The following is a 9,093-nucleotide window of genomic DNA, read 5'->3' as shown; positions in this document are numbered from 1 at the left end:
TCCGGTTGCAGGACCACGGCAACAAGGTGCGGTTCCGCAACATCCGCGTGGAGCCGCTGAGCTGACCCGCGGCCGTGGGGGGGGGGGGGGGGGGGGGGCCCCCCCCCCCCCCCCCCCCCCCCCCCCCCCCCGCCAGACCTTCACGCCGCCGGGGCCACCGCCCCGACCGCCGGCGTCCGCAGCACCCGCCGGGCCGTGCCCAGACCGGTCCCCAGCGTCACCGCCGCCGACACGGCCACCATCGCGAGCCATACGCCGAGGAACCGGTCCGGCAGCACCGCGTCCGTCCGCACGACCGCGAACGGCACGACCCCGGCCAGCGCCGCCACCGTGCCGAAGAACACCCCCGTGACCGTCAGGATCACGCCTTCGGCGCCGACCACGCCCAGCACCTGCCCGGGCGTCGCCCCCGCCAGCCGCTGCTGCCCGAACTCCCGGGAGCGGTACGTCGTCGCCGCGTACAGCGAATTGACCAGCATCACGCAGACGAACACCGCGATGATGCCGACCACCGTGAGGTTGAGCGTCTCCAGGTTCTTGGCGTCGACCGACTTGACCAGGCCGGAGGCCTTCACCGCGTCGCTCTCCACCGCCTGCATGGTGAGCGTCGCCGTCGACACCGCCGTGAACAGGATCAGCGACACCAGGATCCCCGCGAGGTGATCGGCCCGCGCACGCAGGTTGCGCACGGCCAGCCAGCCGCTCGCCCCGCTCAGCGGCAGCCGGGTGAGCACGCCCCGCAGCAGCCGCGGCGACAGCAGCGCGAAGCCCACCGACAGCAGGATCGCCCCATAGGCCGGCGGCGCCATCAGCGCCTCGTCCGTCGCCGAGAACAGGAAGGTGGCACCGGCCCCCGCGGCGCCGGTGACCAGCGCGGCGTACGCCAGGAACCGCTTGGCCCCGGCCCGTTCCCGGCTGCCCCGCGCCACCCGCCGCACCGCCAGGAACGCGGCGCCCGCCGACGCGAGCAGCGTGATCCCCATGCCGCTCGTCAGCGCGATCGGACCGAAGGAGTACTCGACCGGCCGCGCCACCTGACCGCCGTCCTGGAACATCCCCAGCAGCGCCCGCCCGCCGAGCATCGCCGGACCGGTCGCCGACGCCGCGCCCACCAGCGCCACGACCACCGCCTCACCCACGACCATCCGCCCGATCTGCGCCGGGGTCGCCCCCGAGCAGCGCAGCAGCTCCAACTCGGCGGTCCGCTGACGCACGTTGACCGTCAGCGTCGAGGCCACCGCGAAGAACACCAGCAGGGTTCCGTAACCGCCCACGACCCCCGCCGCCGTACCCAGCGTCTCGGAGCTGACCGGGTCCACCCCGTCCTGCCCGGCCGTGTCGTGCAGGGAGTGGAACATCATGACGACCGCCGCCCCCAGGAAGGCGGACAGCAGCGTCGCGAGGAACCGTCCGGGGCGGCGCCGGACCGACCGCAGGGCCAGTACGAACATCGCTCACACCCCGGCCGGCACGTCGTCGCCCAGGTGCGCCAGCCGCTCCGCGACGGCGTCCGGGGTCGGGGCGTCCAACCGCCCCGCCAGCCGTCCGTCGGCGAGGAAGACGACCGACTCGGCGTACGAGGCGGCGACCGGGTCGTGCGTCACCATCACCACGGTCCGCCCGTGCACCCGCACCGCCTCCTGCAGCAGCAGCATCACCTGCCGCGCGCTGCGCGTGTCCAGCGCGCCCGTCGGCTCGTCCGCGAAGATCACCCGGGGTTCGGTGACCAGGGCACGGGCGATCGCCACCCGCTGGCGCTGACCGCCGGAGAGCCGGCCGGGACGGTGCCCGAGCCGGTCCCCGAGGCCGACCGCGGTCAGGATCTCCCGGGCCCGCCCCCGGTCGACGCGGCGTCCGGCGAGCTTGAGCGGCAGCACCGTGTTCTGCGCGACCGTCAGCGTCTCCAGCAGGTTGTACTGCTGGAACACGAACCCGACCCGACCGCGCCGGAACCTCGTCAGCTCCGCCTCGCCGCCCCCCGTCAGCTCGGTGCCGTCCACGCACACGACGCCGCTGTCCGGCCGGTCGAGACCCGCCGCGCACTGCAGCAGCGTGGACTTGCCCGAGCCCGACGGGCCCATCACCGCGGTGAACGTGCCCCGGCCCAGGCTCAGGGTGACCCCGTCCAGCGCGGTCACCGCGTTCTCGGCGGTGCCGTAGGTCCTGGTCACCTCGACGAGCCGGAGCGCCTCGGGTGCGGGGCCCTGGTCGTGGCCGCCTCGTGCGCCGGTGCGAAACATCGTCATCACCTTCCGTCGGCACGCCCTGTGCGGTGCCTCGCCGACGACGCTACGGAGCCCGGGGCCGGGCCACACTGGGCGCAGAACCCGTCCGGGGGGTGTACTCAGTGACACCCCGGCCCCGCATGCGTCACGGTGTCCGCCACGGCCGGACCGCTCGTGGGTCACGAGGGCGTCGACTGCTACCCCGGCCGGTCGCGCCGGACCGAGACGATGCTCGCGGCCGCCGGACTCCCGGAGGAGGACGCCGACGACCCGAAGGCCGTGGACCGTTCCTCGCCGGACGTCCTCGGCCAGGTCCTCGGCTCGTCGCTGCGGCGGCGTCGGATCGTGGCGGGCACGCGCGACCGGGTGGCCCTGGACGAGGCCGGCCGGCCCCTTCGCTCACCCGCCCACCAGCACCACCTCCAGGGTGCGCGGACCGTGCACCCCCTCGACCCGGTCCAGCTCGATGTCACTGGTCGCCGAGGGACCCGAGATCCAGGTCAACGGGCGTGCCGGATCGAGGCGTTCCAGGGCCTCGGGCACGGCGGAGACCACCTGGTCCGGCACCCGGACGACACAGATGTGGTGGTCGGGGACGAGGGTGATGCGGCGGCGGCCCTGGTCGGGTGAGCCGTCCAGGACGATCGTGCCGGTCTCGGCGACGGCGACGGCACACCCCGTGACCACGCTGTCGACCCGGTCGAGTTCGTGCGGGGTGTGCGCCGCCCTGTCATGGACGAGGGTCACGTCGACGGCCCCCAGCCAGCCCGGCGGCAACCCGGGCGGTACCACCACGCTCCGCGAGCCGTGGGCGGCCAGGAGCCGCGTCAGCAGCTCCGGCAACTGCTCGTCCGTGCACCGGTGCACGACCGCCCGGTAGTCCGCCAGGTTCTCGGCGAGCAACTCCACCGTCCCGGCGACGGTCCGCTGCCCGTGCTCGCGCAGGTAGTCCCGCGGTACGGCCAGCTCGTAGGCCGGGTCGTCGTCCGGTACGTCCGCGAGGGCGCGTCGCACGCGGCCCAGGATGCGTTCCCTGCTGCTCACTTCGCCCCGTCCCTTCCGCCGTGCGTGCGCTGCCACCAGTCGCGGAACGGCTCCGCGGGCACCTCCGGAAGGTCCCGGCTGCCGGTCCACGCCCGGCCCGGTCCCGGAAGGGTGCGCGGGTGGAGGCGGCGGGTGCGCGACGCCAGCCGCTGACCGGCCCGCAGCGCGCCCGGACGCGTGAACGCCCACTGCGCCGCGCGCATCGCCGCCCGCTCCGCGGCGTGTCCCTTCGCCGGTTTCAGGACGACCCTGTTGCCCTGCCGGACGGCCGGCCCGCCCTGCACCACCCGCTCCCGCAGGTGCACCAGCACCTCGGGGATGTCGATGGCGACCGGGCACACCTCGTAGCAGGCGCCGCACAACGACGACGCGTACGGCAGGGAGGCGTCGATCTCGCTTCCCGTGCCCCGCAGCTGAGGGCTGAGGATGGCGCCGATCGGACCCGGGTACACCGAGCCGTAGGCGTGGCCGCCCGCCCGCTCGTACACCGGGCAGACGTTCAGGCACGCCGAGCAGCGGATGCAGCGCAGGGCCTGGCGGCCGACCTCGTCGGCCAGGGTGTCGGTGCGGCCGTTGTCCAGCAGCACCAGGTGGAAGGTCCGCGGACCGTCCTCGTCGGTGGTGCCCGTCCACATGGACGTGTACGGGTTCATGCGCTCGGCCGTCGAGGAGCGGGGGAGGGTCTGCAGGAAGACCTCCAGGTCCCGCCAGGTCGGCACGATCTTCTCGATGCCGACGACCGAGATCAGCGTCTCGGGCAGGGTCAGGCACATCCGTCCGTTGCCCTCGGACTCCACGACCACGAGCGTGCCGGTCTCGGCGACCACGAAGTTGGCGCCGGAGATGCCGACCTCGGCCCGCAGGAACTTCTCCCGCAGGTGGAGCCGGGCCGCCTCGGCGAGTTCGGCGGGTGTGTCGGTGAGGCCCTCGGGCGCCGGGCGGCCCCACTCGCTCATCTCGGAACGGAAGATGTCCCGGATCTCACCGCGGTTGCGGTGGATCGCCGGCACCAGGATGTGCGAGGGCCGGTCCTTGCCCAACTGCACGATCAGTTCGGCGAGATCCGTCTCGTAGGCGTGGATGCCCTCCGCCTCGAGGGCCTCGTTGAGACCGATCTCCTGCGTCGCCATCGACTTGACCTTGACGACCTCACGCCTTCCGACGTCACTGCCGGCGCTCTCCTTGACCAGCCGGACGACGATCTCGTTGGCCTCGTCGGCGTCGGCGGCCCAGTGCACGGTCCCGCCGGCCGCCGTGACCGCCTCCTCCACCTGCACCAGGTACCGGTCGAGATGACGCAGCGTGTGGTCCTTGATCCGCTTCCCGGCCTCGCGCAGCGCCGCCCAGTCGTCCAGCTCCGCGACCGCGCGGGCCCGCTTGTCCCGGATGGTGTGCGTGGCGTGACGCAGATTCCCGCGCAGCGTCGGATTGCGCACGGCCGCACGCGCCGCCTCCGGAAAGGCCGGCATCCCCAGATACGTCCCGCTCATACGGCCGCCTCCCGCTCCGTGCCCGCCAGGATCTCCGCGATGTGCACCGGCCGCATGCCCGTCCGCAGCCGCGTCATGGTCCCCCCGATGTGCATCAGGCAGGAGTTGTCGGCCGCGCACAGCACATCGGCCCCGGTGGACTCGGCGTTGCGCACCTTGTCCGCGCCCATCGCCGCCGACACGTCGGAGTTCTTCACGGCGAAGGTGCCGCCGAAGCCGCAGCACTCCTCGGCGCCCGGCAACTCGACCAGCTCCAGCCCCTTCACCGCCTCCAGCAGCCGCCGGGGCCGGTCGCCGAGCCCCAGGCCGCGCAGCCCGTGGCAGGTCGGGTGGTAGGTGACGGTGTGCGGGTAGTACGCCCCCACGTCCGTCACCCCCAGCACGTCCACCAGGAACTCCGTCAGCTCGTACGTCTTCGGCACCACCGGCGCCAGGGTGGCCGCGAGCGTGTCCCCGCGCCCCTCCGCCCGCGCCCGCTCGCCCATGCGCGGATACAGCTCCCGCACCATCGCGCCGCACGAGCCGGAGGGCGTCACGATCGCCTCGTACTCCTCGAAGACCTCCGAGAAGTGCCGCGCCAGCGGCTCCGCCTCGTGCCGGTAGCCGGTGTTGTAGTGCGCCTGCCCGCAGCAGGTCTGGGCCATCGGGAAGTCGACCTCGACGCCCAGTCTGGTCAGCAGCTTCACCACGGCACGGCCGGTCTCCGGATAGAGCGTGTCGTTGACGCAGGTCAGGAACAGGGCGACACGCATCGCGGCTCCTTGTGATCGGTCGGCTCGAACATCTTGATCATCGGATGAAACGCAGGGTAGTCGGCATGCCGGGGCCGGGGGGAGATGCCGTTCACCGGTCGGCGAGTCGGGCCTCGGCCGCCCGCCAGCGCGCCGTGCCGCCGCGCGGCTCGTACCGGGTCAACGACTGGGTGCGCACCAGCAGTCGGCGCATCCCGGTGAGGTCGCCGACCAGCCCGTCGGCGCGCGCCTGCACGAGGACGTTGCCGAGGGCCGCGGCCTCCGTCGGCCCCGCGACCACCGGCAGCCCGCAGGCGTCCGCGGTCAGCTGGCACAGCAGCGCGTTGCGGGTGCCGCCGCCGACGACGTGCACGACGTCGACCGGGTGCCCGGCGAGCCGCTGGGCGTCCTCGACGGCCCTGCGGTGGGCCAGTGCCAGCGAGTCGAGGATGCAGCGGGTCACCTCGGCGGGCGTCCCGGGCACCGGCTGCCCCGAGGCACGGCACGCCTCGGCGATCCGCTCCGGCATCCGGCCCGGCGCCAGGAACGCCGCGTCCCCCGCGTCCACCACCGACCGCAGCGCCGGCACCCGGGCCGCCGCGAGCAGCAGCCCGCCCAGATCCGGCTCGCCCCAGGCCCGTACGCACTCCTGGAGCAGCCACAGCCCCATGATGTTGCGCAGGTAACGGACCGTGCCGTCCAGCCCGAGCTCGTTGGTGAAGTTGGCGGCGCGGCTCTCCTCGGTCAGCACCGGAGCGGTCAGCTCCAGACCGGCCAGCGACCAGGTGCCGGTGCAGATGTAGGCGAACCGTTCGCCCGAGGCCGGGACGGCGGCCACCGCGGAGGCGGTGTCGTGCGAACCGACCGCCGTCACCGGCACGGGCCCCGCCAGCCCCGTCTCCTCCAGCACGGCCGGGCGCAGCACACCCGCCGGGTCACCGGGCCGGCGCAGCGGCGCGAACAGGCCGAGGTCGATCCCGAGCCGGTCCGCGACGTCGTGCGACCAGTCGCGGGTGCGGGGGTCGACGAGCTGGGTGGTGGAGGCGTTGGTCAGCTCCGTGCCCTGCTCGCCGGTCAGCCAGTAGGTCAGCAGGTCCGGTATCAGCAACAGCCGCCGCGCCTGGGCGAACTGGGCCGTACCACGGGCGGCGACGAGCTGGTAAAGGGTGTTGAAGGGGGCGTACTGCAACCCGGTCGCCGCGTACAGCTCCGCGGCGGGCAGCGTGGCCCACACCTTCTCCGCGACGCCCTCGGTGCGGGCGTCGCGGTAGTGCACGGGGTTGCCGAGCAGTGCCCCGTCGGCGTCCAGCAGGCCGTGGTCGACGGCCCAGCTGTCGATGCCGACCGAGTCCACCGGGCCCGCCGCGCGAAGCCCGTCCAGGACACCGGCGTACAGCGCCAGGACGTCCCAGCGCAGCCCCTCGGGCGTCCGGACCGGCCGGTTGGGGAAGCGGTGCGCCTCGGCCAGCTCCAGGCGGTCCGGGTCGACGCGGCCGACCATGACGCGCCCGCTGGACGCGCCGAGATCGACCGCGGCGTACGACTTGACGTCCACGGCTGCGCTCATCGCAGGAACGCGGCGGCGACGCCGGCGTCGACCGGGACGTGCAGGCCGGTGGTGTGGGTCAGGTCGCCGCCGGTCAGCGCGAACACGGCGTTCGCGACGTGCTCGGGCAGCACCTCGCGCTTGAGCAGCGTCCGCTGCGCGTAGAACTCGCCCAGCTTCTCCTCCGGAACCCCGTACACCGCCGCCCGCTTGGCACCCCAGCCGCCCGCGAAGATGCCCGAACCGCGCACCACACCGTCCGGGTTGACTCCGTTCACACGGATGCCGTGCTCACCCAGCTCGGCGGCGAGGAGGCGCACCTGGTGGGCCTGGTCGGCCTTGGTGGCGGAGTAGGCGATGTTGTTCGGGCCGGCGAACACGGCGTTCTTCGAGGCGATGTAGACGATGTCGCCGCCCATCTCCTGCGCCGTCATCACCCGGGCCGCCTCGCGTGAGACGAGGAAGGAGCCGCGGGCCATGATGTCGTGCTGGAGGTCCCAGTCCTCGACGGAAGTCTCCAGCAGCGGCTTGGAGATGGAGATACCCGCGTTGTTGACCACCAGGTCGACGCCGCCGAAGGCGAGGACGGCCGCCCGGAAGGCCTCCGCGATCTGCTCCTCGGAGGTGACGTCGACGGTCACGGCGACGGCCTGGTCCGCCCCGCCCAGCTCCTCGGCCACCCGCGCCGCGTTCTCGGCGTTCAGGTCGGCCACGACCACGCACGCGCCCTCGGCGGCCAGCCGCCGCGCGATGGCCTTCCCGATGCCGCTGCCCGCGCCGGTGACGAGCGCGACGCGCGTCGCCAGCGGCTTGGGCTTCGGCATCCGCTGGAGTTTGGCCTCCTCCAGCGCCCAGTACTCGATGCGGAACTTCTCCGACTCCTCGATCGGCGCGTACGACGAGACCGCCTCCGCCCCGCGCATCACGTTGACCGCGTTGACGTAGAACTCGCCGGCGACCCGGGCGGTCTGCTTGTCCTTGCCGAAGCTGAACATGCCGACGCCCGGCACCAGCACGACCGCCGGATCGGCGCCGCGCATCGCGGGGGAGCCGGGCTCGGCGTGCCGGTGGTAGTAGGCGGCGTACTCCTCGCGGTAGGCGGCGTGCAGCTCCTTCAGCCGGGTGACCGCCTCGTCCAGGGGCGCGGTCGGCGGCAGGTCCAGGACCAGGGGCCGCACCTTGGTGCGCAGGAAGTGGTCGGGGCAGGAGGTGCCGAGCGCGGCGAGCCGCGGGTGCTCGGCACGCGCGAGGAAGTCGAGCACCACGTCGGTGTCGGTGAAGTGCCCGACCTGCGGCCGGTCCTGCGAGGCGAGGCCACGGACGTACGGTGCCAGCGCCGCGGCCCGCTCCCGCCGCTCGGCCTCGGGGAGCGCCTCGTACCCGTCCAGGACCGCGCCGAACGGCTCCGGCCGCCCGCGCTCGGCGAGGAAGGCCTCGGCGGTGCGGATGATGTGCAGCGAGTTGCGCTCGCACTCCTCGGAGGTGTCGCCCCACGCGGTGATGCCGTGCCCGCCGAGCACGCACCCGATCGCCTGCGGGTTGGCCTCCTTCACGGCCGCGATGTCCAGCCCCAGCTGGAAACCGGGCCGCCGCCACGGCACCCACACCACCGTGTCGCCGAAGCACTCGGCGGTCAGCTTCTCGCCGTCGGCCGCACAGGCCAGCGCGATCCCGGAGTCGGGGTGGAGGTGGTCGACGTGCGCCGCCTCGACGAGCCCGTGCATCGCCGTGTCGATCGAGGGCGCCGCGCCGCCCTTGCCGTGCAGGCAGTAGTCGAAGGCGGGGACCATCTCGTCCTCGCGCTCGACGCCCGGGTAGACGTCCTTGAGCGCCCGCATCCGGTCCAGCCGCAACACGGCCAGCCCCGCCTCGGTGAGGGTGCCCAGGTCGCCGCCGGAGCCCTTGACCCACATCAGCTCGACGTCACCACCGGTGACGGGGTCGGTGGCGGTGCCCTTGGCGGACGCGTTGCCGCCGGCGTAGTTGGTGTTGCGGGGATCGGAGCCGAGCCGGTGGGAACGGGCGAGGAGGGCGGCGGCTTCGGGGTGGGATGCCAT

Annotated in this window: 7 protein-coding genes; all 7 read right to left on the bottom strand. The window is 73.6% G+C overall.

Annotation, left to right across the window (positions count from 1 at the left end):
- Positions 1 to 140 precede the first annotated feature (140 nt).
- Complete coding sequence (locus ACP4IX_RS32875) at positions 141 to 1,451, bottom strand: FtsX-like permease family protein (protein WP_426558163.1); 1,311 nt, start codon at positions 1,449 to 1,451, stop codon at positions 141 to 143.
- Positions 1,452 to 1,454: 3 nt separating this feature from the next.
- The gene (locus ACP4IX_RS32870; protein WP_426558161.1) at positions 1,455 to 2,240 is read right to left on the bottom strand and encodes an ABC transporter ATP-binding protein; all 786 of its coding nucleotides are present in this window, start codon (positions 2,238 to 2,240) and stop codon (positions 1,455 to 1,457) included.
- 384 nt (positions 2,241 to 2,624) lie between these two features.
- Entirely contained in the window at positions 2,625 to 3,269 is a 645-nt protein-coding gene (locus tag ACP4IX_RS32865) for a LutC/YkgG family protein (RefSeq protein ID WP_426558159.1), read from the bottom strand.
- The gene (locus ACP4IX_RS32860) at positions 3,266 to 4,759 is read right to left on the bottom strand and encodes a lactate utilization protein B (RefSeq protein ID WP_426519184.1); all 1,494 of its coding nucleotides are present in this window, start codon (positions 4,757 to 4,759) and stop codon (positions 3,266 to 3,268) included. The genes ACP4IX_RS32865 and ACP4IX_RS32860 overlap by 4 nt, the downstream gene beginning before the upstream one ends.
- Positions 4,756 to 5,511 carry a (Fe-S)-binding protein gene (locus ACP4IX_RS32855; RefSeq protein WP_426519182.1) on the bottom strand — a complete coding sequence of 252 codons (756 nt, stop codon included), beginning with the start codon at positions 5,509 to 5,511 and terminating at the stop codon, positions 4,756 to 4,758. Before ACP4IX_RS32855 ends, ACP4IX_RS32860 begins: the two co-directional genes overlap by 4 nt.
- Before the next feature lie 91 nt (positions 5,512 to 5,602).
- Positions 5,603 to 7,057 (bottom strand): rhamnulokinase, encoded by a 1,455-nt coding sequence (locus tag ACP4IX_RS32850; RefSeq protein ID WP_426558157.1) that lies wholly within the window; start codon positions 7,055 to 7,057, stop codon positions 5,603 to 5,605.
- The gene (locus ACP4IX_RS32845) at positions 7,054 to 9,093 is read right to left on the bottom strand and encodes a bifunctional aldolase/short-chain dehydrogenase (RefSeq protein ID WP_426558155.1); all 2,040 of its coding nucleotides are present in this window, start codon (positions 9,091 to 9,093) and stop codon (positions 7,054 to 7,056) included. Before ACP4IX_RS32845 ends, ACP4IX_RS32850 begins: the two co-directional genes overlap by 4 nt.

This window comes from Streptomyces sp. WG5, assembly GCF_049974565.1.
In the GTDB taxonomy this organism is placed as follows: domain Bacteria; phylum Actinomycetota; class Actinomycetes; order Streptomycetales; family Streptomycetaceae; genus Streptomyces.
The sequence above is the reverse complement of the archived record's forward strand: the minus strand, read 5'-3'. Positions and strand labels throughout refer to the sequence as shown.